The sequence below is a fragment of the Stenomitos rutilans genome, assembly GCF_059505485.1.
Window position 1 is genome coordinate 20150 of the sequence record NZ_JCACKR010000025.1, and the last position, 26350, is coordinate 46499.

Below are 26350 nucleotides of genomic sequence, written 5' to 3' on the forward strand. Positions count from 1 at the left end.
TTATGTATTGATTTTCTAACCCTACACCGTTTCGGCCTTCTATGCTTTGCGGATCGAGGTTAACGCAGAGGGTAAAAGAGCCGCTGTACCAGCCGTAGAAAATTCAGTGAGCGCCCCGATCGCGGCATTAAACAACCGAGCAGGCTGAAGGTCGTCTTTGATCAAGTTCCAAAGGCGTTGCACTTCTTCCGTGTGAAGCCGATCGTCTTCAGTCAATGCAATGATCAACTGCCGCCGAAGAAACTTGCCTTCGTCGGATAATAAGTACTGCAAGCCCAACTGTGCTGTGGGCAACAGGTCAAATGACTGATCGCTGCGCGCGATCGCGATCAAATTTTCCAGCCGCTCCCATTGAAACTTGCCATCCTTGAAAAGTACCTCCAGTAAGCGACGGCGTAGTGCGGGTGATTCGCCTGTCAAAAGCCGTTGTGCCACGTAGGGATACGCCACATCCACGATTTTGAAATTTGGATTGAGCGTCAGAGCCAACCCCTCTTGTGTGACCAGGGAGCGAATAATTAAGGCAAACTTTGCAGGTAACCGAAATGGATACTCGTACATGAGTTCCGAGAAGCGATCGGTAATTGTTTTGAAGTTAAAGTCCTTGACGCTTTCTCCCAGCACGTCTCCCAGCACGGCTTCTAAAGCAGGCACGATCGGCTGAATATTGGCATCAGGGGTGAGAAAGCCCAGCTTCACAAAGTCGTTTGCCAGGTCAACGTAATCTTTGTTGATGAGATGCACCACAGCATCCACAATCGTTTCTTTGGCAGACTCCTCAAGCTGATCCATCATGCCGAAATCGATGTAAGCCATCTGAGCCACCAGGGGATCAGCCGTCACCTTGCCACCCTGGACATCACAATGGGGTGCCATCGCAAACAGGTTACCGGGATGGGGATCAGCGTGGAAAAAGCCATACTCCAAAAGCTGCCGTAACCCGGAGGTCACGCCAATTTCAATCAAGGCATCAGTTCCCAAGCCCGCCTCGCAAATGCGATCAGTATCCGTCAGCTTAAAGCCATGAATCCACTCTAGAACCAATACATGCTGGCTGCTGTAGCGCCAGTAAATTGCGGGGACTTTAACCGTTGGATCATCGCGGAAGTTGGTGGCGAACTTTTCAGCATTTCGCCCTTCGTTGAGGTAGTCAATTTCTTCAAACAGCTTGATCCCAAACTCGTCTACAACCAGTGTGAGATCGTGCCCCAGGTTGAGCGGCAGCCAGGGGGATAGCCAACTCGCAGCCCAACGCATCAAATACAGGTCTAACGTCAACACGGGCAAAAGCCTGGGACGCTGCACCTTAACAGCCACCTCTTCACCTGTAAACAAGCGGGCTTGATACACCTGCCCTAAACTGGCCGCTGCTACTGGCAGAGGCGAAATTTGGCTAAAGATTTCATCCACCGAGCGATCGAGTTCGGCTTCAATGAGCGCAAAGGCGATCGGTGTGGGAAAGGGCGGCAACTGATCCTGAAGCTTGATCAATTCATCCAGATAATCTTTGCGGATCAAGTCTGGCCGTGTGGAAAGTGCCTGGCCCACTTTGATAAAGGTCGGCCCTAACCGAATCAACGTCTTGCGTAACTGCTCTGCACGCTTCAGTCGAGCCGTTTCCTGGTCACCTCGCCACTCGTCCCACTTAAGCCCGACGAAAAAGGCCAGGAACGAAGCAACAATCTGCAAAGAACGCCAAAACGCTTTCCAGGGACGATAGCGATAGTATTGAGCGATCGCGCCCGCGTCGTAGTGTCGTAACCGACTAAGGGGATGCTGACCCACGCTTGCCTTTACCTCTCTAACGATGCTCTCAACAAGGGAGGGCAGCGCCGCAGACTGCTAGCATCGCCCCCAGTGGAATCGATTAAAGGCAAGAGTCTTACGAGTTATTTAAGACTCAGTGCTAATCTTTTCACTAACTTAATCATAGTATACGAAACTACAAACAGTTTGAGAGGTTGCTTTACCTGACGTTAACAACACTGTTTAACGTTCCCATCTTGTGCTTGGGACGATTGCTCAAACGAGGCAATCTTTCAAGCTATACACAACGCGATCTTGTGCTTCCGGTGAAAGTTCGGGAAACATCGGCAACGATAGAACCTCGGCTGACGCTTGCTCTGCGATCGGGCAGTGGACTGCCTGCGGCTCTTGTTTGTAGATCGGTTGCAAATGCAGCGGCAGCGGGTAATACACCATTGAGCTAACGCCTTCTGCCTGCATACGTTGGCGTACTTGATCTCTCCGGCAATGGTCGCTTAGCTCATAGTTGGAAGCTGCACCGAGCACGCGGAGCGTGTATTGATTCCAAACGCCCTGACCACCTGCTGGCTCTTGCGGTACAACGATGCTGGGAACGTGTTGCAGCAGTTGTTGGTAGCGATCGGCAACCACTCGACGCTGATGATTCCACGTGTCCAGATAGCGCAGTTTGATTTGCAGAATTGCAGCCTGGATTGCATCCAGGCGTGAGTTAACGCCGATCGCTTCGTGGTAATACCCGCCTGCCCGTCGACCGTGATCACGCAGCATCCGGATATTGGTGGCGATCTCAGGATCATTCGTTGTGACGGCACCACCATCGCCACAGGCACCCAGGTTCTTGGTGGGATAAAAGCTAAAGCAGCCAATGTGCCCAATGCTGCCCACTTTTTGCGCGGCCCACTCTGCACCGACCGCCTGAGCACAATCTTCGACCACCGTGAGGTTGTGGGCTTGAGCGATCGCCAGCAACCGAGTCAGATCGACGGGTTGCCCAAATAAATGCACTGGTAGAATAACGCGTGTGTGATCGGTAATGGCCGCTTCAACTTGGGCCAAATCTAAATTAAAGGTAGCCGCTTCGATATCGACAAAGACAGGCTTCGCCCCAACTGCGCTGATGACTTCTGCCGTCGCGATAAAGGTAAACGGTGTGGTAATGACTTCATCACCAGGTTGAATGTTTAACGCTCGCAGTGCCAGAAACAGGGCATCGGTGCCAGAATTACAGGCTATGCATTCGGCTGTGCCGATGTAGTTGGCAAACTGTTGTTCAAAGCTTTCGACGATCGTGCCGCCAATATAGCGACCAGAGGCCAGTACCGCTAAAACGGCAGCATTGACCTCCTCACCAATGGTTTTGTACTGCTCAGATAGATCAAACGGGGGAATGTTACTCACTCAATTACACCACACGTCACACTCTGTTAATAAAATCAAATTTTGACCACAAAGGGAATCAAATTGCAGCAGTTAGATGACTGGACGACCTCAGAGCGGTATTGTTTCAGTCCAATGTGTACTTAAGGCATGTGCAAAAACTGCTGCAGGAGTGCTGTTAGCGCTTCCTGTTTTTCTGGTTGTTCGTGCCCTGGGTGTAATTTTAGCGCCTGACCCGATCGCAGATTTCTTCTATACTGCCCGCAGGAAGACTCAAAACGTCTTAGTAAGGACTGGCTCGCTTTTTATGGATTCACCGTTACAGATTGTCTGGGCTTTGGGGATGATGGCAATCGCCATTGGACTTTCGGCATGGCAACGGCTGGGATTGGAGTGGAATTTAGCGGTTGCGACTGGACGCACCGTAATGCAACTGCTGGTCGTGGGATACGTGCTGGCAGCGGTCTTTGCGATTCGGAATTCTCTGGCAGTGCTAGCAGTGTTGGCTGTGATGCTGGCGATCGCGACGATCGTCGCTCGTAACCGCATCAGTAAGAAAGTGCCAAACCTGCTGCCATTCGTTGGAGGTTCGATTCTAACGGGGACAATGCTGACCTTAGCCTATACAAATCTGTTGGTGATTCGACCGCAGATTTGGTACGAGCCGCAGTACGTGATTCCGCTAGCCGGGATTGTGCTGGGCAATGCGATGAATGGGGCAGCGATTACAGGCGAACGGTTGGTCAGCACCCTTAACAGCAGTCAGCTAGAGATTGAAACCCACCTGAGTTTGGGCGCTACTCCGCAACAGGCGATCGCTCAGTATCGCAAAGATGCCATCAAAGCGGGACTCATTCCCACCATCAACACGATGATGGTCGTGGGTCTTGTCACCCTACCTGGGATTATGACGGGACAACTGCTTGATGGTGCTGAACCACTTACAGCCGCCGCCTACCAGATACTCATTATGTTCATGCTGGCGTTTGCCACGCTGGTGACAACGCTTTTAATTACCTGGGGCATCAGCCGCCAATTTTTTAACCAGGCAGCGCAGTTAATACTGTGGTGATTGTGTCTGAAGCTGCTCTTGTATCCATGTACGGAATACTTTGACCACCCCTCTTTCACCCAGTTGAGTGCTCTGGTTAAGAAACCATTCGCAGTGTGCATGCGCCGCAAAACTTTGCGCTGCTGCGCCAGATTGCGCTCAATCTGCTGACCCAGGAGCAGAGCGTCAAAGTGGGTGTGAAGGCGAAACGCAAAAGAGCATGCTAGGACGATGCCTATCTGTGCGAAGTCCTCGCTCCATAAGACGCCTTTACCCTGCTAGCAGCGTTCATCCGTTGGTCACAAATGTGGAATAGTGCTGCGTCAGTATGTCGTGGACTCTTACTAGAGTTCCTTCGGTGATGAAAATTAGAATGCTGCGAGTTAGTTTGGGTATAAATTGAGTGTAACAATGATAAAAAATGGCTGAAATCTCTATACAGCCGTTATAGCTCTCAGCTTTCCAAGCTGAATGTCGTCGGTTCGAGTCCAGTTACCCACTTAGTGGTTCACCTTGAGCCTGCTTACTTCTGGGTGGGGTAAAGCATCAGCCGCGGCCTGTGCGATCGTGCCCAGTTGGAAGCCAGGAGGATAAATACCCTCTTCTTTAATTTGCTTAATAAGCGCTTCTGAAACCGGAAGCTTCATTTTTTGAGCGAGCACACGCACGATATCACCGCGATCGATCACGCCAGCGACTACCCCAGCCGGAAAAAGCACCGTGAGACGCTTGAGCTGCGCCGACTCCATCAACTGGATCACCGTCACTAAAGACGCTGTTTCTTCTACCGAAGGAATGTCAGCGAGTGGTTGAATAATGCGAAAGAGAGTCTCGGTTTCCCATTCACTGCGCTCAATGGTGTGAAGTGCCGTGATGCTCACCATGCCTCGATACCGTCCGTGGGAGGCTGCAAAGTATGTCGTTGAGCAGGCCGTTTCTAACAGATAAGTATCTGCAAACTGTCGCAAGGTCATTTCAGCATCGACCACGCGAAAATCACGCAGCATGGCATCAGCAGCCTTGATGTGCAGCAGGGTTTCCTGAAGATCCGTGACGCGATCGTAGTTTGTGGCATTACGGACACCAAACCAACCTAAGAAGGCAATCCACAAGCCGCTAAAGTTGCCCATAACAAGGCCAAAAGTGCCCCACAAAATTGCCAACCAGCCCAAAATTTTCCCAGTTCGGGCTGCCCAGTGAATGCCCTTGAAGCGACTACCTGTCACTTTCCAAACGGCCGCTTTGAGGACTTGCCCTCCATCCAGCGGCAGTCCTGGAATCAAGTTAAACAGTGCCAGGATAAGATTTGTCCAGGCCAGGTTGCTTGCGAGTACATTTACCACACTGGTTGGACTCGGAAATGCATACGCGATCGCACCCAGCAGGGCTGCCAAGCTAAAGCTGACCATCGGCCCCGCGATCGCCACCTGAAACGCTTTGCCCGGAGTTTTGGATTCTTCCTCGATAGAGGCAATACCACCAAACAAAAACAGCGTAATTGAATTGACTTTGATGCCCTGCGATTTAGCAACCAAACTGTGCCCTAATTCGTGCAGTACGACTGAGGTAAAGAGCAGCAGTGCCATCACTACACCCATGCCATACGCAAGTGCAACGCCCCATTGAGGGAAACCTTGCTGCCACCGTAGGCCAGTAGGAATGGCAATCAAAAGCAGTACGCTAACCCAGGATGGATCGATAAAAAACGGAATCCCAAATAGCGAACCGACCCGCCAGCCTGATTGCATAACAAACCTCTACAGATGATGCCTCTACAGATGATGCAAGAGCCTTGACCTGCGATCGTGACTTGTGTAATCCACCGTGCCGCCCTGCGTGAAACACGACGGATGACACGCTCACCATCCGCTCGATCGTTCTCTCGTCCCTTCTTCCAGAATACAAGGGTGTGCAGAGAGACGGGCAGGTCAGGCAGCACGGTTAACCGAACGCAATGGTTACAGCCGCTTCGCGTCTTCCCAGGGTTGCTACTTTAACAGGCGTTGCTTCCGGCGGAACAAGCTTTTTGGCTGCTGTGGGATGGGCTTTTGCTTGATCAGCAGCGGCATCACCGAGAGTAACGTCAGCACGCCCAGTGCGAAGAAAAACGGTAGGTGATCGCCGCCACTGAAAGCCTGTTTACCCGTTACACCCAGCCAGGTATACGCGATCGTCAGTGGAATAATGCCTACAAACGTACCAATGGTGTAAGTTTTGAGGTCGATCGGCGTTAAGCCAAAGAGAAAATTTACCAGGCTAAAGGGTGATAGCGGTGTAAAGCGTACTGCCAGCAGAAAATTCATGGGCTTGTGTTCGATCGCTCGGTTAATCCGTTGCAAAAGTGCCTGTTGTCCAAACCGTTGCGTTGCCCACCCGTGCAAAAAATAGCGTGCCAGCAAGAATGCACCAACGGCTCCCAGCGTCGCACCCAGCAATGACCAGAGTGTCCCCCAATAAAGTCCAAAGACTGCACCACCTGCGACCGTTGCCACATTGCCTGGAAAACCGAATGTCGTGGCGATTGTAAAGCTCAACACAAAGATCAAAGCCGCATAGTCGCCCAGATCATCCAGTTCCATCACCAAGAATGCCTGGTTAAACAACAGGTTAACGGGCGTATACAAACAAACCACTACCAGTACAAAGACCGCAAGCGCAATCCAGAGAGCAGTTTTGTAGGGTGTAGTCGGCATCGGCTTTTACCAACAGGTCAGCAAACGATCGTGTGATCTGGCAGCATAGCTTAATCTGGTCACAGGTCTTAAGACTGATGCAAAACGTTTGAAGTTCATTACGCAAGAGCAATATCAGCAAGCAGCCATCGGCACTGAGCGATCGATAAAATAGGTGATCGTGAAACAATCGCCATTGACTATACCCGGCTTCACCTTTGCTAAGTTGCCTTGAGCGACAGCTTTCTGTTTTGGCACACACCCAGTTTTGACACACGCCTTGCCAGAGAGCGAAGCTGGCAATCACCAGATTTTGCTGGCTTCTGCCGCCCGCTGCTGCCTATCTTCTACCTTATCCAACCGTCTCAGTTTTAGAATATGCCCTTTAACCCCTCCCGCATGAACAGCGTGCAGTCACCCATCATTCCCACCGTTGCCGCAATGATTCAGCAGCATCCGGGAACGATTTCGCTGGGGCAGGGAGTTGTGTATTATCCACCGCCACCCGAAGCGATCGCCCACATCAGCGCCTTTCTAGCAAAACCAGAACTGCACAAATATCAGCCAGTTGAGGGTATTGCGCCCCTGCTTGAGCAGATTGCCCTCAAGCTGAAAGCCGAAAACGGGATAGCGATCGACCCGCAGCGTCGTATTGTAGTCACCGCTGGAAGCAATATGGGGTTTCTGAATGCAGTGCTGGCGATTACCCAACCTGACGACGAAATTATTCTGCAAACGCCCTACTACTTCAATCATGAGATGGCCGTGACGATCGCCGGGTGCCGTCCTATTCTGGTCGCAACCGACAAGCAGTACCAGTTACGTCCCGATGCGATCGCCCAAGCCATTACCGAGCGGACACGGGCGATCGTCACCATTTCACCCAATAACCCAACCGGAACCGTTTATCCAGAAGCGGCCCTACGACACATCAATGCCCTCTGCCGCGATCGGGGCGTCTATCACATTCAGGACGAGGCGTATGAATATTTCACCTATGACGGTGCCCAGCACTTTTCACCAGGGTCGATGCTGGACAGCGCTGAACATACGATTTCGCTGTATTCACTCTCCAAAGCCTATGGTTTCGCCAGTTGGCGCATCGGCTACATGGTCATTCCCACCCATCTCATGGCAGCCGTGATGAAGATTCAGGATACAAACGTGATTTGCCCAACCGTAATTGCTCAATACGCCGCCGTGGGTGCTTTACAGATTGGCGTGCGTTACTGTCACGAGAAATTAGAGGCGATCGCGGCAGTGCGTCAGCAGCTCTTGCAGGCACTCTCTGCTCTGGGCGATCGCTGCACCATCCCGCCCAGCAACGGGGCCTTCTATGTCTTGCTAAACCTTCATACTCAACTCGATGCATTGTCACTGGTAGAACAACTCATTCAAGAGCATGGCGTTGCCGCCATCCCAGGCACAACATTTGGGTTAGAGAAGGGTTGCTATCTACGCGTTGCCTATGGTGCCCTCCAGCCAGAAACCGCGATCGAGGGTATTGAGCGGCTTGTCAAAGGGCTAAACGCTATTCTGTAAACAATCCCATCGTTTACCAACCGATCATGCTATGCCATCGCCATTGCCAACGGAGCGGTAACAAGAGCCTGCTGCTTGATCGGAAGGATGATTGCAAACTCAGTGCCCTCTCCTGGCGTAGAACAACACGTTAGCTGCCCGCCATGCTTCTCGCAAACAATCTGATAGCTAATCGATAAACCCAAGCCCGTACCCACACCAATCGGTTTGGTGGTGAAAAAAGGCTCAAATAACTGTGCCTGATGCTCCAAGGAAATCCCTGTCCCATTATCGGCTAAGCGAATGCTGACATAATCAGTATTTAAGCATTCAGTGGTAATCGTAATCGCTTTCGTGCTTTGACTTTGCTCGTTCAGGGCATCGATCGCATTGCTCAAAATATTCATAAAGACCTGATAGAGTGGCCCCGAAAAGCCCTCGATCGTGGGCAGTTTCCCATAATTGCGCGTTACGGTAATGCCCTGTTTAATGCGATTATTGAGAATCAGAAGCGTGCTATCTAAACAATCGTGAATTTCTACAGGATGCGTATCTGACTCATCCAGACGAGAAAAATTTCGCAGGCTCAGGACAATTTGTCGTACTCGTTCAGCGCCGATCTGCATGGATTGAAGCAACTTCGGCAAGTCTTCTCGCAAAAAAGGAAAATCAATTTCCATTGCTTTGCGTTGAACTGCGATCGATGGTTGCGTCATCGCCAACTCATAAGTGTTAACCAACTCAAGAACATCGTTCAAATAGTCCTGAGCATGGCTGAGATTGCCATAAATAAAATTCACGGGATTGTTAATCTCGTGTGCCACTCCAGCCACCATCTGCCCTAAACTAGACATTTTTTCACTCTGCATAAGCTGCTGGGTTGTCGTGGCTTTTTGTTCAACCAACAGCCTCTCTAGCTCTTGATTGATGACCTCTAACTGCTCTGGGGTCCTCAACGCCAGGAAGCGTGGCAATAGTTCTACCATCGATAGGGCTGTGTAACAAGAAACCAATGCAGTCATTGCTTTTTCAATGCCAGTCAGCCAATAATCTGGATGCCAGAGTGTCCAAATTTCTAGCAAATGACCCACACCACATAAAGTAATAAATGCCCCAAAGAGAGCAAAAACTCTGCTAAATGGTACATCACTCCGCTTCAACACGAAGTAGATGAGCATGATCGGAATGGAGAAATAGGCAATCGCGATTAAGAAGTCGCTGACAATATGGAGCCAAACCAACGGTGTTTGCCAAAGGTAGCAGTGACCGTGAGGGATATATTGGTTGGATGAGAAGAGTGTATTGAACAGTTCTGCCATTTGGTTTACTGATATAAAGTCGAGAAGAGGATAGGTGTTTTAGTGAGCGACGAGTCGTTCGCTTACTACTAATTACTGATCTCAAAGCACTTCTAGTTAGTTACCTTATGCTTCATTAAATTCTATTAAATAGAGTCGCTGTAGCATTGATTCTCTAGTGCTTGAGAAATCAATTTGCTTGAGAAATCAATGCCAGTTAGTCTTATTCCTACACTAAGAGCAGACAATGCTTAAGGGAATGAGCAAAACAAGTAAAACTGGCAAGCACTTTTGCTGAATTACATTGAGGCACCATTTGCTATGCAGGAATTGTATAAAACGGTGTAAAACTGTTAGGCTGATTCTCTTATTTTGGAACCTTGCTTAAGCCGTATTATTTCGCGCTTATTTAAGAAGACTTGGTATAGCTAAAGCAGGTTTTCATGAACATAAGCAACGAATCTGCCCTTTAGTATGTTCACCGCAGTGCCTTAAGGCGTAAGAAAGAGAGAACAGGCGTGCAAGAAGCTGCATTGCTCCGGACAAGTTGTACCGTTGATGGATCTTTGACGCGATCGTGTTTTTTTGCGATGCAACGTTACGAACGCTTAACAAACTGGCACATGTTTGCGTGCTTTTGCTTAGTCAACCAGCAGATACTGAGATTAGAGCGTTAGGCCGCCCCCTAAGCAAGTCCTCCATCTCAGGCTGCTTGAAGTCTAGAGCCTATCGAAAGCTTTGTACTTGAGATCTGGAAACCAGTGCGGCATACGCGTCGCTATGTTGAGTTGTAACGCTGCCATCACAAGTCCTTGCAGGTTTACGGGTTTTCAAGGACGTAATGTTACTCAGTGACTGTGTAGATCCTCTTAGGAGAGCGCGTTCAATCTTAAACCTGCACTACTAAAAGTGTAGACCATGTCCTTGCTTCAGGTGAGTCAAAGCTCGACTGCTCTTATTCTTCAGTTGTCGCTTGTGTTTTCTCTATAACGATCATGAACCCATCTAAACCTAAGCTTTTACCCACGTTGCTTTGCTTTGCGATCGTTGGGCTGGTGGCTGCAACACTGCCTTATCCCAAGTTAGTCAATCACTTATCAGTAACTAGCGCTAGCAAAGCTGAGTAAGACTTACACCTGCTGCTATCCTACTGGCGCTAGAGGGCTGGGAAATTGCTGCTTGCTAAGATCTGGAAGAACGTTTGATCAGGTGAGGCATTATGAAAAGCCCTCTTTGGACGCTATTACTGTTGGTATTACTGCTAATTGCGATTGTCTCTCCTTTCTCTGCGCTGGCAGCGCTAATGCTTTTTACGCTTGTTTCGGTTCTGGTTTGGACCTTTTGGACACTTGTTCGTAGCTTATTTTCGGGCGATGCCACGTGAGGTAGCTATGTTACGCCGTGTAGGGTTAATCCTCGTCACTGCCTTCTTAACGTTTCTAATCTTGCAGGGACGCACATCCGCTCAGTCGGCATCAAATCTTCAAGCAGACATTTTTCAGCTAAGGTCGCAAGTTAACCAACTTCGCGCTCAGATTGCCGAATTGAGTCGCCAATCACCTTCGAGGCTATCACCAGCGCCCTCCTCTGGTCGAGCGCGCCGCAGTCCCGCTGATCCCACGGATCCTCAAATCATCGATCGGCTAGCAGAGTTAGCGATCGAAGCGAAAGAGCGTCTAAATACTTTAGAAAGTCGTGTTTCCAAATTAGAGAAACGATGAAGTTTGTGGGCCAGGCTGATAGCCCAAGCTGCTAACTTGCTCACGATGCGGATTCACGCCACAATAGAGAATGTAACAAAGCCTTAAGCTCTTTATCGAATGCTTAGAAATGACGTTGGAGCAGTTAGACACGATCGCATCCTCAAGCACCTTCCAGAATCCCGCTGTACAACGCTGGAACGAGGCGAATCAACGCACGGATTATGATGTAGCGATCGTGGGGGGAGGGCTAGTCGGTGCCACGTTAGCTTGCGCGCTGAAAGAATCTGGGTTACAGGTGGTGCTGCTAGAGGCAAAGCCCCAGTCTGAGGCGGTGGCGAGAGGTCAGGCATACCATATCAACCTTCTGTCTAGCCACATTTTTGAGGGTATTGGCATTTGGGAGACGATGTGCCCCGGTGTGAACCCGATCGACCAGATTCATCTCTCGGATGCAGGTGATGCAGCAACAGTACAGTTTGTGCCAAAAGACTTGGGCACTGACGTTTTGGGCTATGTAGCAGAGCATCGAGTGCTATTGGAGGCATTGCGGCAGCGGTTGTGCGAATGTTCCAATGTGACGTACTTATGTCCAGCGGCGCTGGTGAAAACGAGTGCGCTAAAGACAGGTGTGGCGCTAGACGTGCTTCAGGAGGGGGATGTCAAGCATTTACAAGCACGGTTGCTGGTAGCCGCAGATGGGGCGCGATCGCCCTTACGCCATCAGGCAGGCATTCGTACTCGCGGTTGGCAGTATTGGCAAACCTGTGTGGTCGCGTTCATCAAATCCGAAAAACCACACAATAATATTGCCTACGAGCGCTTTCAGCCCGCTGGCCCGTTTGCGATTTTGCCATTGCCAAACAATCTTTGCCGCATTGTCTGGACGGCTCCCAAGGCTGAAGTAGAGGCCATCATGGCGTTAGATGATACAGCCTTTCTATCAGCCCTAACCCAGCGCTATGGTGAGCAAATGGGTACCCTGGAACTGATGGGCGATCGCGCTGTCTTTCCCACGCAATTGATGCAGAGCAATCGCTACGTGCTGCCTCGATTAGCGTTGATTGGAGATGCCGCTCACTGTTGCCATCCCGTCGGTGGGCAGGGTGTCAATCTTGGTATTCGTGATGCCGCCGCTTTAGCGCAAATTCTTCAAGCAGCGCACCAGCAGGGTGATGATATTGGCTCGTTGCGGGTGCTGAAGCGCTACGATCGCTGGCGACGCTTGGAGAACGTTATCGTTTTGGGCTTTACGGATACGCTGAATCGAGTCTTCTCAAACAGCTTGCTGCCGCTGGTGATTCTGCGCCGTTTAGGGCTGTGGACATTGCGAACGCTACCTCCAGCTAGATGGATGGCTCTAAAGCTCATGACGGGGCTAAGTGGACGTGCGCCTAGGCTAGCGCAAGGTATCAAGAAATAAGGTGTAGGGTGTAGGGTGTAGCAGCAAGACAGTGCTAACTCTATGCGAACCATTGCCGAAATTAACGACAAAATTAGCCAGAAGAGAGCCGTCGTTTGGACAGTAGAAGAACTGAAGGCGCGGGTGGCTGAGCTTGGCGTCACGCAAGCAGCAAAAACCGTTGATGTGATTACGACCGGCACGTTTGAGCCGATGGAGTCTTCAGGAGCCATCATTAACCTGGGTCATACCGATCCGCCAATCAAAATTCGTCAATGCTGGCTCGACGGTGTACCCGCATATGCCGGGTTTGGGGCAGTGGACTTGTATCTGGGTGCTACGCAGGTGGGGGACGCGATCGAGGGTGAAGAAACCCGTGAGAGAGGCGGCGGCTACGTGATTGAGGATCTAATCGCAGGTAAACCTGTACAGTTGCGTGCACTTGGACAGGTGACAGATTGCTACCCACGTAGCTCGTTTGAGACAACAATCACCCGCGACACTATCAATCAGTTTTATCTCTTTAACCCACGGAATCTTTATCAGAATTTTATTGTTGGTGTGAATGGGGGCGATCGTCCCTTATTCACCTACCTGGGTCCCCTACAACCCCGACTAGGCAATGCGGTTTATTCAAATCCCGGTGCCATCTCGCCCTTACTGAATGATCCAGACTTACAGCTTGTGGGGATCGGCACGCGCATTTTTTTGGGTGGTGGCATTGGGTATGTGTCTTGGGAAGGCACGCAACATTTTCCCCTACAGCGACGACTGCCTAATCGCACGCCGATCGGTCCGGCTGCAACATTGGCACTGATTGGCGACGCAAAACAGATGGATGCTCGCTGGGTGAGGGGCTGTCACTTCAAAAGCTATGGGCCATCACTCATGTTAGGGGTGGGTATACCGCTGCCAGTCTTGCACGAGGAAGTGGTCGCTCGCTGTACGATTCAAGACCAGGATCTGGTTGCGCCTGTGGTGGATTTTTCGATTCCACGACGGGTACGCCCCACCTTCGGACTGGTTAGCTACTCGCAGCTCAAATTGGGACGGATTACGATCGATGGCAAGACAGTGAGGACCGCTCCTTTGGCTAGCCTTTTTCTCTCTCGTCGGGTTGCAGTGGCCTTAAAGCAATGGATCGAAGCGGGAACGTTTACCTTGACCGAATTTGTAGCACCGATTCCCGCTGATCGCGCGTTCCGACCGCAGGATGCTTGGGGTACCCAAATTGCGATCGACTGACTCAGCAATCCATAAAACGCAGGCACTAGAACGGGGTGCCTAGCGCCTGATCAAGCTAACCTTCGTTTGTTTGCTTTAACCTTCGCTTGTTTGCTCAGTCCGCTTCACGGGTTTTGGCAATGGTTCGCGACGTGGACTACCTACGGGTGCAGCAGCACCTCTAGCACCAACCACAGGACGGGCTTTGCGTTGAGGAGGGCGTCGATCGCCCCCGCGCTTGAAGCCTGCACTGGCGGTCTTTTTCTTGGGCGGCACAAGACCGATTGGGGTGCCGCTCGTCACCACCAGAGCCGCGCTCCGTCGCTCCACTTGAAGATCCCAAAAGTAGCCCAACGCCTTTGGACTGCTCAGGACACCATCTAAACGGAGTTTAAACGCCTTCTCACGGTCAGCCGTTTTGCGGGGTGCTTGCTGGATTTTGATCACGATCTGCTGCTCTTCGGCAGAGTAAAAGACCACTTCACCACGAATGGAGAAGTAGCTTTCATCCAGACCAGTATCATCCGGTGGCTGGCTAGAGGAGATTTCTACTGGAGGCGGCGGCTCAGGTGGAGCATCTGATGTCGTATCTGTCTCAGAGGCTTCTTCGGCTTTATTCAGTTTTTCTGGTTCCCAAACACCCACAATCTGAACGTGTAAATCCTGCCGCATTTCACGCGTGCGGGGATAGACAACCCACAAATGTTCTTGCTCCAGATCGAGATGGTTCCGCACCAGGCTCATCACACGTCCTAGTAAGACAGCCTCCACTTCAGTGCCATCACTCGTCAGCATGGCACCCCGCGTAAATTGCTCTTCAGAGGGCGTATACCGCCCACGAACAAGCCCGATCGCGCGATATTGCTTTGGCTCACTCGGTGGTGGAATGGGTTGCTGTCGAATGAGAGCCTGGGCCGCTGCTTCAGAGGTATCCGCAGGTGTGTCTGCGTTCACGATAGCATCGGGCGGCTGAGAACCCATTGCTGTGGGCGCTTTAGCAATCGCTGGTGGCGCTGTCGCTACGGGCACCGTAGCCGATTCTGCTACAGGCGGCGGTTGAGGACGATTGACAGGACGCATTAACGGTCGTTTGGGCACCAATGGCGTTGTGCTGGCTGGAGGAGTGCCTTCAGCGGTAGCATCCGATGACACTTCAGTCGGGGGTTCTTTCACCGTGGATGCCTCTATTGGAGTTGATTCAGAAGCAGCGGACTGCTCTGGCACGGGAATCATTTCTTCGGGCAAAGGGGACTTAGAGGGTTGGGAGGAGCGATCAGGCTGGGGACTCATAGGCTTTAACTCGGTCTGAGCGCACGATAGCATCAGTCAGCATATTGTACTGAATGCATCGAAGCCGTGGACTAATCCGCAAGGTTTGCGGAAGGTTTACAAAAAATGAACCTGTGGTTGGTGGGTCTACACCGCATTTGGTCAAACGCTTCAGAAACTGGAGCCTTTAACCTTAAGAACTCAGTCTTAACATGGGCGATCGGCTGGCAGCAAGATGAATAGACCTATCATACCCAAACACAAACGGTTGAAAGAGGCCGGAAAGGGTTGAAAGCCATAGTAATTGGCTCCTACCTTTGCTTGCGTAGCGTGTGTCACGACACAGAGCGATCGTTCTAATTGATTTAGCAAATTCAAAACATTCTCTAAGTTCAATATTTACTGAACTTACTGTGCTAAGCTGAAGCCATAGCACCTCTAATTTGATTTGTGGGAAAAAGTTCTATTGCAGCTTTTAGCGGTCGTTGCCTCAATACTACTGATCGAATCACGCTTTTAGCTTTCAGCTTTAATTCCAGGCTGATGGCTAACCGCTGATGGCTCCCCAACAGCATGCTTTTCACCAATCATTTAGGACTGCTCTATGAGTGCAACAGTCCCGCTAGACACCGATCCAACTTTGATGAAGCTATCTCCAGAGTTTGAGCACCAGCAATTTATCGAAACAGTCGGCATCTCCTTTGAGCTGGTTGGCTTGCCACGGATGGCAGGGCGCATTCTTGGTTGGCTACTGATCTCTAACCCGCCGTATCAATCGCCCAGCGAACTTGCAGAGGTGCTGCAAGCTAGTAAGGGTTCCATCAGTACCATGACTCGTTTGTTAACGCAGTTAGGGTTGATTGAGCGCACCAGCTTGCCTGGGCATCGGCGAGACTACTTTCGCATCAAGCCAAATGCCTGGGCTGAACTGACAAAGCAGCGTATGACGCAAATCACGACGTTCCGTAAAATTGCAGTCCAGGGGTTGAAGCTGATGGATGGCAGTCCGCCTCAGTTACGTCAACGGTTAGAAGAAATGCACGCAGTTCATACTTTTTTGGAGCAAGAACTGCCGTTGATGATAGAGCGCTGGGAGCAACAACAGACTCAGCACTTATCAGCCACGATCGATGAGCCAAGTCAGGTGCGTTAAACATTATCGGTTGATACGTATTGATGCTCATCCCTCATTTCAGGTCTCAAGCTTCATGCCTCTCAATCCTTTGCCACGATCGCCATCAGCCACATCTTCTCTCCCCTTTTAAACCTCTTCCTCCCATGCAACGTTCTTTTGGCAAAATAACTAAGTCTTTTGGCAAAGTAACCAAGTCAACCCCCTGGACGATTGGACTGGTCGCCGCCAGTTTGGTCGGTCTTGCCGCCGTTACGGTACCACTGATGCGTCAGTCAGCACCAAAACAGTCACTCACTGAATTAACGGTGCCTGTACAGGCAAAAGACATAACCGCACGCATCACGGCAAATGGTGAAGTGCAGGCCGTCAAAGAATTGAACCTGAACCCAAAAACGGCTGGTCGTCTGGAAGCGCTGCTGGTGCAACGCGGCGATCGCGTTAAGCAGGGGCAGATCGTCGCACGGATGGAAACCAGAGAACTGCAAGCCGATCGCGCCCAGTCCCAAGCCGAACTTGCCAAAGCGCAGGCCAACCTATCGTTACTGCGAGCGGGCAATCGTCCAGAGGCGATCGCGCAAGCGGAGGCAAGCGTCGATCAAGCCAAGGCGCAAATCACCTCTGCGCAAACTCGCCTCAGTTTGGCCCTGGAGCGATCGCAGCGAAATCGTGCGCTTGCTACCGATGGGGCCATCAGCCGTGACAAGCTCGACGAAGTGCTGAATGAAGAACAGAGTGCCAAAGCCAATTTGGAGCAGGTAAAGGCAAGCTACAACAACGTTTTGCAACAGCTTGACCAACAAAGAAATGGTGCCCGCATTCAAGAAGTAGAGCAAGCCGCCGCGCAAGTACAAGCGGCCCAAGCAAGCGTCGATAAGATTGACGTACAGCTTGAGGATGCAGTCATTCGTGCTCCGTTTGATGGTGTGATCACTCAGACGGGTGCTGAAGTCGGTGCGTTCGTCGCTCCTACGAGCTTTGCCTCCAGCACCTCTTCGGCAACCTATGTGGCGAACCTTGCGAGTGACCTGGAAGTAAAAGCCAAGGTGCCAGAAGTAGACATCTCTCAAATCAGGTTAGGGCAAGCGGTTGAAATTCGAGCTGGTGCATACCCTGACCAGACCTTTAAGGGCACGGTGCAGCGGATTTCGCCAAAAGCCGAAGAGGAAGACGCTACTCAGAAAGGGGTTGTGACCTTCGCTGTTTGGGTCAGGTTGGACACGGGCAAAGACCTGCTGCGATCGGGCATGAAGGACATTGACCTGACCTTTTTGGGCAAGCAACTTAAACAAGCACTGATGGTGCCCACTGTGGCGATCGTCACTGACCAGGGGCAGACAGGCGTACTGGTGCCTGATGCTCAACAAAAACCCAAATTTCAAGCTGTTGTAGTGGGTGCCACGATCGGCAACGAAACCCAAATCTTGAGCGGCATCGAGACAGGCAAACAGGTTTTTGTCGAACTGCCCGAAGGCCAGAAGCTCGAAAACATTACGAAAGGCGTGAATCAGCAGAATTAGGGAGTCGGGAGTCGGGAGTGGTTAAGAGTTTTGAGTTAGGGGGCAATCAGCGGTCAGCGATCAGCGTAGAAGTTTTGAGTTGAAGAGCGGTCAGCGGTCAGCGATCAGCTTTCTTCTAAAAACCAACCACTTTTCTGGTACGCCCTTTCTTGTATGACTGAAAGGCTTTAGGGCTATGACAACCAACAAATGCTTTACCGATCAGCAGTCAGTACACTCCCGACTCCCCACTCCCATCCTTCTGCCTCCTGCCCTCTGCCTTCTGCCTTTTCCCTCCTCTCCCCTCACTCCTCTCCCCTTACCTCTCAAATGGATTTACTCGAAAGCGGCAAAATGGCAGTCAAAACGCTGACTGCAAACAAGCTCCGAAGTGTGCTGACGATGTTGGGCATTGTGATTGGCAACGCGTCAGTCATTGCAATGGTAGGTATTGGGCAGGGTGCCCAAAAGCTGGCCTCTGAGCAGTTTGAGTCGTTAGGGCCAAACGTGCTGTTTGTTTCGCCAGGTAATCCTGAAGCCCGCAGTCGTGTGTCTGATGTGCCCAAAACGCTTGTGTTGGAAGATGCTAAGGCGATCGCAGTGCAGGTGCCATCGATTAAAGAAGTCGCACCGCAGCGTCAGAGCCAGATGACGATCGTTTATAAAAATCTCAACACCAGTGCATCTGTGGTCGGCACGACTCCTGAATTTCTCACCGTGCGAAGTTTTGACATGGCGAAAGGTCGCTTCCTCAGCGAACAAGACGTGAAGCGTGACACGCAGGTTGTTGCTTTGGGATCAGATTTAGCCAATCGCTTTTTTGGGAATGGTGATCCCATTGGGCAGCAGATTCGCATTCAAGGCACTAGCTTTCAAGTCATTGGCGTTTTGCAGGCAAAAGGGTCATTTTTGGGCAGCAACCAGGACAATACTGCCTACATTCCCATCACGACCCATGCATATCGCCTGACTGGACGCACCTCGCCCTATGGATTGGATGTCACCGTGATCTCCATTTCTGCCAAAGGCGAAAGCAATATTCGCGCGGCCCAGTTTCAAATCACGAACCTGTTGCGTCTGCGGCACAAGATTGTGGATAGCGACGACTTTCAGGTGCAAACGCAAAAAGATGTGCTGACGATCGTCGATACCATTACGGGTGGCCTAACGGCAATGCTAGCCGCGATCGCAGGCATCTCTCTCCTGGTGGGCGGCATTGGCATCATGAATATCATGCTCGTTTCCGTTACCGAACGGACGCAGGAAATTGGTTTACGCAAGGCGATCGGCGCTTCGCAGCAAGATATTCTCATCCAGTTCATGATTGAAGCCGTCATTCTCTCAGCCGCTGGTGGACTGTTGGGCACCACGATCGGCATTGGCGGGATTCTCGCAGTTGGTGCCGTCACCCCCCTCAAAGCCAGCGTTTCACCAATCGCGATCGCTCTTGCAGTTGGTGTTTCTGGCGGCATCGGCCTCTTCTTTGGCGTAGTGCCTGCCAGACAAGCGGCGAAACTTGACCCGATCGTGGCGCTGAGAAGCACTTAGTAGAAAGTAGTTAGTTTTTGGTTTCTAGTTGTTAGAGGAGTCAGAAGTCAGGAGTCCGAATTTCCTTGCCCCCCCCTGCTCCCTTTTCTTTACTCATTCTCCCCTTCCTCCAATGCCTAACTCCACCATCATTCGGCTTGAAGACATTTACAAAATCTACGGTTCTGGTGAAACAGAAGTGCAGGCGCTTGCGGGCGTGAATCTGACGATCGAGCAGGGTGAATATTGCGCCATTATGGGTGCGTCGGGTTCTGGTAAGTCCACGATGATGAACGTGATTGGGTGCCTTGATCAGCCCACACAGGGACACTATTACCTAGATGGTGAAGATGTAGCTCAACTGGACGATACAACGCTGGCGCATGTGCGGAATCGCAAGCTAGGATTTGTCTTTCAGCAGTTTCATTTGCTGCCGCAGCTCTCGGCGATCGAGAATGTGATGCTGCCAATGGTGTATGCGAATGTGCCTGATCGGGAACGGCGCGATCGAGCGGTGGAAGCGCTGACTCGTGTAGGTTTAGCGAACCGGATGAACAACAAGCCGTTTCAGCTATCAGGTGGGCAACAGCAGCGGGTTGCCATTGCACGGGCGATCGTCAATCGTCCTGTAGTGCTGCTAGCGGACGAACCGACGGGCGCGCTAGATTCTCACACAACGGTGGAAATTCTCAATATCTTTACCGAGCTAAACGCGAGTGGCATCACCGTTGTGATGGTGACGCATGAAGCAGATGTGGCTCGACGCACCAATCGAGTGATCTGGTTTAGAGATGGGCAGGTGGTGCATCCAAACCTTGCGCCCCAGGAGCTAAATCAGTTTGTGGCGGCGTAAGATAGCAGTCAGCGGTCAGCATTGACGCTAGACGCTAAGGATCGTGAATTTAATCACTCCGAATGCTTGGGTAGGATGTGTCTAGCTTTCGGCATCCAAGAAAAGCGCAGCGTAACGCATCACTTCTAGGACTCGATGCGTTACGGCTAGTGCCTAACACATCCTACAAAATGCGGTTTTATTTAATTCTTGCTCCTAAGAAGAAACGCGGCTGGGGCGATCGCGGGTGGTCGATGCCACACTGCGAGTGAGGCTGGCACGGTGGGGAAGATCGCTTTCATCGTAGATTTCGCCGACCAGTTCTTCCAAAATGTCTTCTAGCGTGACCAGACCAACAGTGCCGCCATATTCATCCACCACGATCGCGATGTGCAGGCGTTGTTGCAGCATTTCTTTGAGCATGTCCGCCACGCGCTTTGTATCAGGCACGTAGAAAGGTGGGTTCATTGCCAGCGTCACTGAACCGTTGGTTTGACCGCTTTGGCGAAGTTGATTGAGTTGCTGCAACGCTCGTTTGAGGTTGACAACGCCAACAATTTCATCCTTGGACTCTTCCTGTACGGGAATCCGCGAATAGCCCGTTTCCAGGCACAGCGCTACCAGATCTTGCAGGGTGGCTTCTCGCGAAATGGTTCGCATCGCAATGCGTGGTTTGACGACTTCTTTGACGCTCAGGCGATCGAGCATCAGCGCCTTGTTTAACATCTGGTGCTGATCGAGGTCAAGCTGCCCTTTGCCACCCAAAATTTCAATCATCAACTCCAAATCTTGCAGCGATTCGCCTTGCTGCACCACTTCACCCTGAAATGTCCGAATGGCCGACTGCGTAATCTTCTCAAACAGTTGCACCACACCCAGCAGAGACAGCAATCTTGTGAGCCAGTAGATCGGTTGCACCACCAATGTGAAGATCGGCATGACGTTGTTGATTGCTAGCGACTTGGGCACAATTTCGCCGAACGTGAGCGTCAAAAACGTGACGACAAACGTGGCAAGCCCGATCGTCTGGTTCCCAAACCACAAACTAAACAAATTACTCGTCAGAATGGCGGAAAAGTTGTTGACCAGCGTATTCCCGACCAGCAGCGTGGTGATAAACCGTCGTCGATTGCTTAGCACCAGCGTAAAAATGCGGCTGGGATCGCCCTGCTCTTTAATTAACGCCTTCAGCTTCAAATTATCTAAGGCCGTAATAGTGGTCTCAGAACCAGAGAAGAAAGCAGACAGCAGCAGCATGAGCACCAGCGCCGCCACATCTAACCGAACATCTCCCAAAAGAGGACTGATATCTGAAGCCGTCAACAAGTAGGAAAAAGTAAGCAAAGTTCAGAGAATGCCTTAAGGCAAAACCGAATTGAATGTAAGCAAAAGGTTATTCGTTGATGATACCGTTCCTACCTGTAGGCTTCCACTCAATCTTGAGGACGTTTGGAAAAGTAGACAACTCGTAAAACCTTTACACCAGGGCAGTCAATCTTGCTTAAAGCGTTGGTTGCTATAAAGACTGACGTGTCAATGACAAATACCTGAGTGATATTGATAGCGAGATGAGCAGTCTCTAGGGCAGCACAAGCATCAACGACAGTAGCACGAGCCATCTCAGCGCTAGCACGAGTAGTCTTAGCAGTAGCACGAGCCATCTCAGCGCTAGCATAAGCAGTTGTAATGACAGCATGAGCAGTCTTAGCAGTAGCACGAGCCATCTCAGCGTTAGCATGAGCAGTCGTAATGACAGCACGAGCAGTTTCAGCGTTAGCATGAGCAGTCTCAGCGCTAGCACGAGCAGTCTCAGCGCTAGCACGAGCATCCGTAACGACAGCACGAGCAGTCTCAGCGCTAGCTCAATCACCCTTTCTCGAAGAGATTGGATTAGAAGTTACCAGAGCTTACGCAGTTTGACTAAAAACTCTGAGGTTTAAGGCCGCTAACTTTAGTTAAATGGCTAGGGGCTGTCATCAATGACTCATACACATGGCTTACAGCAAGAATTCCAGCCCCTAGCCTCGTTTGTAAGGACGGGCGCGATTACGCGATACCTCATGGTTTCTGAGCTTCATTGATGACGCGCCCTAGTGCTTGGTTAAAGCCTCCGAGTTTTGCGTCAGTTTTATCCATAAAACCCAACACGATCGAGTTGTGGAGTTGCCTATGAGAAACAGCCGACGCTAGCGGCCTCTCACCCTATGGTTCTTGCGCCCCGTACTCCAAATCCTGACTAACGCGATCGCCTGGGATGCGATACCCTTTAGAGGAGCAATGTACCTGTAAATTGCCGCCCATCGCCTTACTGCTTCATGACTCAACCGAAAGACTTTCTTAGCCATCTCAACCCATCACAGCGACAGGCTGTCGAGCACTATTGTGGCCCCTTGCTGGTTGTTGCAGGGGCTGGTTCGGGCAAAACCCGTGCTTTGACGTACCGCATTGCTAACCTGGTGCTGACCCATCGCGTTGATCCGGAGAATATTCTGGCGGTGACGTTTACAAACAAGGCGGCCAGAGAGATGAAAGAGCGGATTGAAAAGCTCTTTGCTGATCGCGAGTCTTATAGCCAGTTTGGTAAGCCGTTGGATTCGCTGCCAGCGTATGAGCAGACGAAGCTAAAGTCGAAAGTATATAAAACCATCACAAAAGACTTATGGATCGGCACCTTTCACGCGCTCTGTTCACGGATTCTGCGCTTTGATATCGAAAAATTTCAGGATGAGAAAGGGCGGAGTTGGAACCGCAACTTTTCGATTTTCGATGAGTCAGATGCACAAAGCCTGGTGAAGGACATTGTGACAAACCAGTTGAATCTGGATGACAAAAAGTTTGATCCTCGATCAGTGCGCTTTGCCATTAGCAACGCTAAAAACCAGAGCTGGTCGCCACAAGATTTGGAGCGCGAACAGCAAAACTATCGCGGACGGGTCATTGCCAACGTCTACAGCATGTACCAGGATGCGCTAGTAGCGAACAACGCGCTGGACTTCGACGACTTGATTTTAATGCCCGTGAGGCTGTTTCGCCAGAATGAACAGGTGCGCGGTTACTGGCACAACCGCTTTCGACACATTTTAGTAGACGAATACCAGGACACGAACCGGACTCAGTATGACTTGATTCGCTTGCTCGTAACGAACAGCGAAGAGACGCAACTGTTTGACAAATGGGAGTATCGATCGGTCTTTGTGGTCGGGGATGCGGATCAGTCGATTTACTCCTTCCGCGCAGCAGATTTTACGATTCTGATGGGCTTTCAGAAGGACTTTGGCGATCGCCTGCCCGACGACGACACCCGCACGATGGTCAAGCTGGAGGAAAATTACCGATCGACGGAAAATATTCTCGCCGTTGCCAATCAACTGATTGAAAACAACACGGAACGCATCGACAAAGTGCTGAAGCCCACGCGGGGCAGCGGTGAACCCATCTTCTGCTATCGTGCTGACGATGAAGTAGCGGAAGCAGACTTTGTGGTGCAGCAAATCCGCACGATGGAGACAAAGTATCCCGAACTGCACTGGGGCAAATTTGCGATCCTCTACCGCACCAACGCCCAATCCCGCGCCCTTGAGGATGTACTGGTCAAGCAAGGGATTCCCTACAAGATTGTGGGTGGACTGCGGTTTTACGATCGCAAAGAAATCAAAGACGTGTTGGGATACTTGCGGGCGATCGCCAACCCTGCCGACAGCGTGAGCCTGCTACGGGTGATCAACACGCCTCGACGCGGGATCGGGAAAGCCACGATCGATTCCCTCGTCAGAGCATCCCAGGAGCTGGGGCAACCGCTGTGGGAAATTTTGGTGGACGAAACTTCAGTCAGAACCCTGGCAGGACGATCCTCCAAGGGTGTGCTGAACTTTGTGCAAATGCTGCAAAAATGGCGATCGCAGCTCGATACCGTGCCAGCCAACGAAATCGTTCAGGGCATTATGGAAGATTCGGGCTACGTACAGGACTTGAAAACTCAGGGCACCGATGAAGCCGAGGAACGCCTGCAAAACGTGGGGGAACTCTACAACGCGGTGCTGCAATTTCAAGAGCAAAACACTGATGATCCCAGCCTGAGCGGGTTTCTCGCTAGCGCTTCTCTAGCCTCAGATCTGGACAATCTGGAAGAAGATGCGACGCGAGTGTCGCTGATGACCCTACATTCCTCCAAGGGGCTGGAGTTTCCCGTTGTCTTTATGGTGGGATTGGAGCAGGGGCTATTTCCCAGCTATCGATCGCTGGACGATCCCGCCGCACTGGAAGAAGAGCGTCGTCTTTGCTATGTAGGAATCACCCGCGCTCAAGAACGGCTGTTCATCTCCTATGCCCGCGAACGCCGACTGTATGGCAATCGGGAACCTGCCAGCCCATCCTTGTTCTTAGCCGAACTGCCCCGCGAAATGCTGCAAACCAACGTAGCTACGGCGATCCCAACTCGCTGGACGAAAGGCACGACCGCTTCTGCCCGTAGTGTCTCATCTGAAACCGCATCCCTCCCCGACACCCATGAAGACGACTGGACGGTGGGCGATCGCGTGGTGCATAAAGCGTTTGGGCAAGGTCAGGTGACGCATATCTTCGGTGCCGGGAATAAGATTTGCCTTGCGGTGAAGTTTACGGGAATGGGGCAAAAGATTGTTGATCCCAGACTCACGCCGCTGCAACGGGTAGAATGAGTGCGATTGACTCACCGCTGTGGAATCAATCATCATCCTTTACGGGTAAGCCGTTATGGTCACGCTTCAGCTTCGACAACTGGTGGTTTATCCCGGTCAGAGAATCCAACTCCAAGAGGTTAGCTGGAGCGAATTTGAAGCGATTCTGGATGAATTGGGGGATAAACGGGCTTGTCGCATTGCTTACAGTGATGGAACGTTGGAGATTCGGATGCCTTCACCAGAACATGAGGTCGATAAAGAGTTAATCGGCGATATGGTGAAAATCTTGTTGGAAGAGTTGGATCTTGATAACGAATGTTTTGGTTCAACAACCTTTAAGCGACAGAATGTAACAAAGGGAATCGAGCCGGACCAATGTTTTTATATCGAGAATTATGCGGTGATGATTGGGAAACGGCGCATTGATTTGACTGTTGATCCGCCTCCCGATTTAGCGATCGAAGTGGATGTGACCTCCAAAACGGGACTGGATGCCTATCAAGCACTTGGGGTTCCAGAACTGTGGCGGTTTGAGGACGGACGACTGCGGATTAGTGTCTTGCAGGACGGGCAGTATCAAGACGTGAATGTCAGTCCTCATTTCCCCCAGTTTCCCATTGTTGATGGCCTTTCTCAGTTTCTGGAACGCAGTCAAACGGAAGGACGGAGCCGCACCCTGAAAGCGTTTCGTCAATGGGTACAAGAACGACAGAACGGTCGGAGCGATCGCAAGCACTAAACTCACCCACTGCAGCGGGTGGAATGAAGCGGTAGAGGGAGAAAAAGCATCAGAAAACGTTTTGGAGTTTAATTATCTGTCAGTTCTCGCGCTCTTAGGAAGTCTCAAACAACGATCGCGGCAGGCCTGACTGCCTAATAATGAACTGTAAAGTGCCAGTACGTACTCTGAGTAGTTTGGAATCGGAACGGTTATGGTCGAATCTTCATTGCGCTTTTGCATGATGATATGGTTTCCACGCTGCCGAACCCTGGCAAAGCCGTGCTGTTCAAAGATTCTACACACCTCTTGGGCTGATAAAACTCGTAACCTACCCAACAATAACCTCCAAATTAGTCACAAAGACTTCACTGTGTAATCGACTTCTAATCTCAAGCGGATCAGCCACTTCAAAGAATAGCTCAAGTGCTTCAATCAGATTATTTCTGGCTTCCTCAACGGTATTGCCTTGACTTGCGATATCTAGTTGTGGGCATAAAGAGACATAGCCGTCTCCCTCACGCTCAATGATGGCTGTAAATTGTTGTTTTTGACTCATCTGTTTACCTACGAACATACCTAGCCTATCTTGGGCTGCTTCACCAAGGGGGAATACTATTTGCCATATTGAATACGATTAATCGCCATTGCAGTTCGCTTGTTTCACTGGTATGTCCCAAAACACTTAGGAGGCTAATACGAG

21 protein-coding genes and 1 pseudogene are annotated in these 26350 nt (G+C 51.0%); 12 read left to right on the plus strand and 10 right to left on the minus strand.

Annotated features, from left to right (window positions below; all coding sequences use genetic code 11):
• Positions 1 to 39: 39 nt before the first annotated feature.
• Positions 40 to 1785: an ABC1 kinase family protein gene (locus tag AC5JLP_RS02780; RefSeq protein ID WP_496066374.1), complete on the minus strand. Its 1746-nt coding sequence runs from the start codon at positions 1783 to 1785 to the stop codon at positions 40 to 42.
• Positions 1786 to 2022: 237 nt separating this feature from the next.
• Positions 2023 to 3165: a DegT/DnrJ/EryC1/StrS family aminotransferase gene (locus tag AC5JLP_RS02785; RefSeq protein ID WP_496066375.1), complete on the minus strand. Its 1143-nt coding sequence runs from the start codon at positions 3163 to 3165 to the stop codon at positions 2023 to 2025.
• 76 nt (positions 3166 to 3241) lie between these two features.
• Between AC5JLP_RS02785 and AC5JLP_RS02790 the strand changes: the two genes are divergently transcribed.
• Positions 3242 to 4216: an ABC transporter permease gene (locus AC5JLP_RS02790; protein ID WP_496066376.1), complete on the plus strand. Its 975-nt coding sequence runs from the start codon at positions 3242 to 3244 to the stop codon at positions 4214 to 4216.
• An 86-nt stretch (positions 4217 to 4302) separates the two neighbouring features.
• A pseudogene (locus AC5JLP_RS02795) lies at positions 4303 to 4422 on the plus strand (ISAs1 family transposase); the annotation flags it as partial.
• Between the two features lie 273 nt (positions 4423 to 4695).
• Here the strand turns inward: AC5JLP_RS02795 and AC5JLP_RS02800 are convergent.
• Both AC5JLP_RS02800 and AC5JLP_RS02805 read right to left on the minus strand, forming a co-directional pair.
• The gene (locus AC5JLP_RS02800; protein ID WP_496066377.1) at positions 4696 to 5943 is read right to left on the minus strand and encodes a site-2 protease family protein; all 1248 of its coding nucleotides are present in this window, start codon (positions 5941 to 5943) and stop codon (positions 4696 to 4698) included.
• Between the two features lie 240 nt (positions 5944 to 6183).
• On the minus strand, positions 6184 to 6888 hold the full coding sequence (locus AC5JLP_RS02805; protein ID WP_496066378.1) for a TVP38/TMEM64 family protein: 705 nt from the start codon (positions 6886 to 6888) through the stop codon (positions 6184 to 6186).
• Between the two features lie 378 nt (positions 6889 to 7266).
• Here AC5JLP_RS02805 and AC5JLP_RS02810 point away from each other — a divergent pair, with 378 nt between their 5' ends.
• Entirely contained in the window at positions 7267 to 8409 is a 1143-nt protein-coding gene (locus AC5JLP_RS02810; RefSeq protein WP_496066379.1) for a pyridoxal phosphate-dependent aminotransferase, read from the plus strand.
• A gap of 29 nt (positions 8410 to 8438) precedes the next feature.
• Here the strand turns inward: AC5JLP_RS02810 and AC5JLP_RS02815 are convergent, their stop codons facing one another.
• Positions 8439 to 9707: a sensor histidine kinase gene (locus AC5JLP_RS02815; RefSeq protein ID WP_496066380.1), complete on the minus strand. Its 1269-nt coding sequence runs from the start codon at positions 9705 to 9707 to the stop codon at positions 8439 to 8441.
• Positions 9708 to 11077: 1370 nt separating this feature from the next.
• On the opposite strand from AC5JLP_RS02815, the gene AC5JLP_RS02820 reads away from it, so the two are divergent.
• The 3 genes from AC5JLP_RS02820 (at position 11078) to AC5JLP_RS02830 (ending at position 14033) form a co-directional block, all read left to right on the plus strand.
• Positions 11078 to 11407, plus strand: a complete 330-nt coding sequence (locus tag AC5JLP_RS02820) for a hypothetical protein (RefSeq protein WP_496066381.1) — start codon at positions 11078 to 11080, stop codon at positions 11405 to 11407.
• A 109-nt stretch (positions 11408 to 11516) separates the two neighbouring features.
• On the plus strand, positions 11517 to 12809 hold the full coding sequence (locus AC5JLP_RS02825; protein ID WP_496066382.1) for an FAD-dependent hydroxylase: 1293 nt from the start codon (positions 11517 to 11519) through the stop codon (positions 12807 to 12809).
• Positions 12810 to 12851: 42 nt separating this feature from the next.
• On the plus strand, positions 12852 to 14033 hold the full coding sequence (locus AC5JLP_RS02830; RefSeq protein ID WP_496066383.1) for a homocysteine biosynthesis protein: 1182 nt from the start codon (positions 12852 to 12854) through the stop codon (positions 14031 to 14033).
• 75 nt (positions 14034 to 14108) lie between these two features.
• Here AC5JLP_RS02830 and patR read toward each other — a convergent pair whose 3' ends face one another.
• Positions 14109 to 15302 carry a heterocyst master regulator PatR gene (gene patR, locus AC5JLP_RS02835; protein ID WP_496066384.1) on the minus strand — a complete coding sequence of 398 codons (1194 nt, stop codon included), beginning with the start codon at positions 15300 to 15302 and terminating at the stop codon, positions 14109 to 14111.
• 583 nt (positions 15303 to 15885) lie between these two features.
• Between patR and AC5JLP_RS02840 the strand changes: the two genes are divergently transcribed.
• The 4 genes from AC5JLP_RS02840 to AC5JLP_RS02855 all read left to right on the plus strand — a co-directional run bounded on the left by AC5JLP_RS02840 (position 15886) and on the right by AC5JLP_RS02855 (position 20292).
• Complete coding sequence (locus AC5JLP_RS02840) at positions 15886 to 16434, plus strand: GbsR/MarR family transcriptional regulator (protein ID WP_496066385.1); 549 nt, start codon at positions 15886 to 15888, stop codon at positions 16432 to 16434.
• A 125-nt stretch (positions 16435 to 16559) separates the two neighbouring features.
• Positions 16560 to 17933: an efflux RND transporter periplasmic adaptor subunit gene (locus AC5JLP_RS02845; RefSeq protein WP_496066386.1), complete on the plus strand. Its 1374-nt coding sequence runs from the start codon at positions 16560 to 16562 to the stop codon at positions 17931 to 17933.
• A 189-nt stretch (positions 17934 to 18122) separates the two neighbouring features.
• Positions 18123 to 19460 carry an ABC transporter permease gene (locus tag AC5JLP_RS02850; RefSeq protein WP_496066387.1) on the plus strand — a complete coding sequence of 446 codons (1338 nt, stop codon included), beginning with the start codon at positions 18123 to 18125 and terminating at the stop codon, positions 19458 to 19460.
• Positions 19461 to 19572: 112 nt separating this feature from the next.
• Positions 19573 to 20292, plus strand: a complete 720-nt coding sequence (locus tag AC5JLP_RS02855) for an ABC transporter ATP-binding protein (protein ID WP_496066388.1) — start codon at positions 19573 to 19575, stop codon at positions 20290 to 20292.
• A 195-nt stretch (positions 20293 to 20487) separates the two neighbouring features.
• Here the strand turns inward: AC5JLP_RS02855 and AC5JLP_RS02860 are convergent, their stop codons facing one another.
• Positions 20488 to 21615: a hemolysin family protein gene (locus AC5JLP_RS02860; protein WP_496066389.1), complete on the minus strand. Its 1128-nt coding sequence runs from the start codon at positions 21613 to 21615 to the stop codon at positions 20488 to 20490.
• 89 nt (positions 21616 to 21704) lie between these two features.
• The gene (locus AC5JLP_RS02865; protein WP_496066390.1) at positions 21705 to 21995 is read right to left on the minus strand and encodes a hypothetical protein; all 291 of its coding nucleotides are present in this window, start codon (positions 21993 to 21995) and stop codon (positions 21705 to 21707) included.
• 591 nt (positions 21996 to 22586) lie between these two features.
• Between AC5JLP_RS02865 and pcrA the strand changes: the two genes are divergently transcribed.
• Together pcrA and AC5JLP_RS02875 are read left to right on the plus strand one after the other, a co-directional pair.
• Complete coding sequence (gene pcrA / locus AC5JLP_RS02870) at positions 22587 to 24947, plus strand: DNA helicase PcrA (RefSeq protein WP_496066391.1); 2361 nt, start codon at positions 22587 to 22589, stop codon at positions 24945 to 24947.
• Positions 24948 to 25002: 55 nt separating this feature from the next.
• On the plus strand, positions 25003 to 25668 hold the full coding sequence (locus AC5JLP_RS02875) for a Uma2 family endonuclease (protein ID WP_496066392.1): 666 nt from the start codon (positions 25003 to 25005) through the stop codon (positions 25666 to 25668).
• Positions 25669 to 25740: 72 nt separating this feature from the next.
• Here AC5JLP_RS02875 and AC5JLP_RS02880 read toward each other — a convergent pair whose 3' ends face one another.
• Positions 25741 to 25953, minus strand: coding sequence for a type II toxin-antitoxin system HicA family toxin (locus AC5JLP_RS02880; RefSeq protein WP_496066393.1), 213 nt, complete (start codon positions 25951 to 25953; stop codon positions 25741 to 25743).
• 25 nt (positions 25954 to 25978) lie between these two features.
• Positions 25979 to 26206 carry a type II toxin-antitoxin system HicB family antitoxin gene (locus AC5JLP_RS02885; protein ID WP_496066394.1) on the minus strand — a complete coding sequence of 76 codons (228 nt, stop codon included), beginning with the start codon at positions 26204 to 26206 and terminating at the stop codon, positions 25979 to 25981.
• Positions 26207 to 26350: the final 144 nt, after the last annotated feature.

Excerpts from the sequence above, each read along its gene's own strand:
- AC5JLP_RS02790 (WP_496066376.1), top strand. The coding sequence starts at position 3,242 with ATGACTGGACGACCTCAGAGCGGTATTGTTTCAGTCCAATGTGTACTT.
- AC5JLP_RS02800 (WP_496066377.1), bottom strand. The coding sequence starts at position 5,943 with ATGCAATCAGGCTGGCGGGTCGGTTCGCTATTTGGGATTCCGTTTTTT.
- AC5JLP_RS02805 (WP_496066378.1), bottom strand. The coding sequence starts at position 6,888 with ATGCCGACTACACCCTACAAAACTGCTCTCTGGATTGCGCTTGCGGTC.
- AC5JLP_RS02810 (WP_496066379.1), top strand. The coding sequence starts at position 7,267 with ATGAACAGCGTGCAGTCACCCATCATTCCCACCGTTGCCGCAATGATT.
- AC5JLP_RS02815 (WP_496066380.1), bottom strand. The coding sequence starts at position 9,707 with ATGGCAGAACTGTTCAATACACTCTTCTCATCCAACCAATATATCCCT.
- AC5JLP_RS02820 (WP_496066381.1), top strand. The coding sequence starts at position 11,078 with ATGTTACGCCGTGTAGGGTTAATCCTCGTCACTGCCTTCTTAACGTTT.
- AC5JLP_RS02825 (WP_496066382.1), top strand. The coding sequence starts at position 11,517 with ATGACGTTGGAGCAGTTAGACACGATCGCATCCTCAAGCACCTTCCAG.
- AC5JLP_RS02830 (WP_496066383.1), top strand. The coding sequence starts at position 12,852 with ATGCGAACCATTGCCGAAATTAACGACAAAATTAGCCAGAAGAGAGCC.
- patR (WP_496066384.1), bottom strand. The coding sequence starts at position 15,302 with ATGAGTCCCCAGCCTGATCGCTCCTCCCAACCCTCTAAGTCCCCTTTG.
- AC5JLP_RS02840 (WP_496066385.1), top strand. The coding sequence starts at position 15,886 with ATGAGTGCAACAGTCCCGCTAGACACCGATCCAACTTTGATGAAGCTA.
- AC5JLP_RS02845 (WP_496066386.1), top strand. The coding sequence starts at position 16,560 with ATGCAACGTTCTTTTGGCAAAATAACTAAGTCTTTTGGCAAAGTAACC.
- AC5JLP_RS02850 (WP_496066387.1), top strand. The coding sequence starts at position 18,123 with ATGCTTTACCGATCAGCAGTCAGTACACTCCCGACTCCCCACTCCCAT.
- AC5JLP_RS02855 (WP_496066388.1), top strand. The coding sequence starts at position 19,573 with ATGCCTAACTCCACCATCATTCGGCTTGAAGACATTTACAAAATCTAC.
- AC5JLP_RS02865 (WP_496066390.1), bottom strand. The coding sequence starts at position 21,995 with ATGGCTCGTGCTACTGCTAAGACTGCTCATGCTGTCATTACAACTGCT.
- pcrA (WP_496066391.1), top strand. The coding sequence starts at position 22,587 with ATGACTCAACCGAAAGACTTTCTTAGCCATCTCAACCCATCACAGCGA.
- AC5JLP_RS02875 (WP_496066392.1), top strand. The coding sequence starts at position 25,003 with ATGGTCACGCTTCAGCTTCGACAACTGGTGGTTTATCCCGGTCAGAGA.
- AC5JLP_RS02885 (WP_496066394.1), bottom strand. The coding sequence starts at position 26,206 with ATGAGTCAAAAACAACAATTTACAGCCATCATTGAGCGTGAGGGAGAC.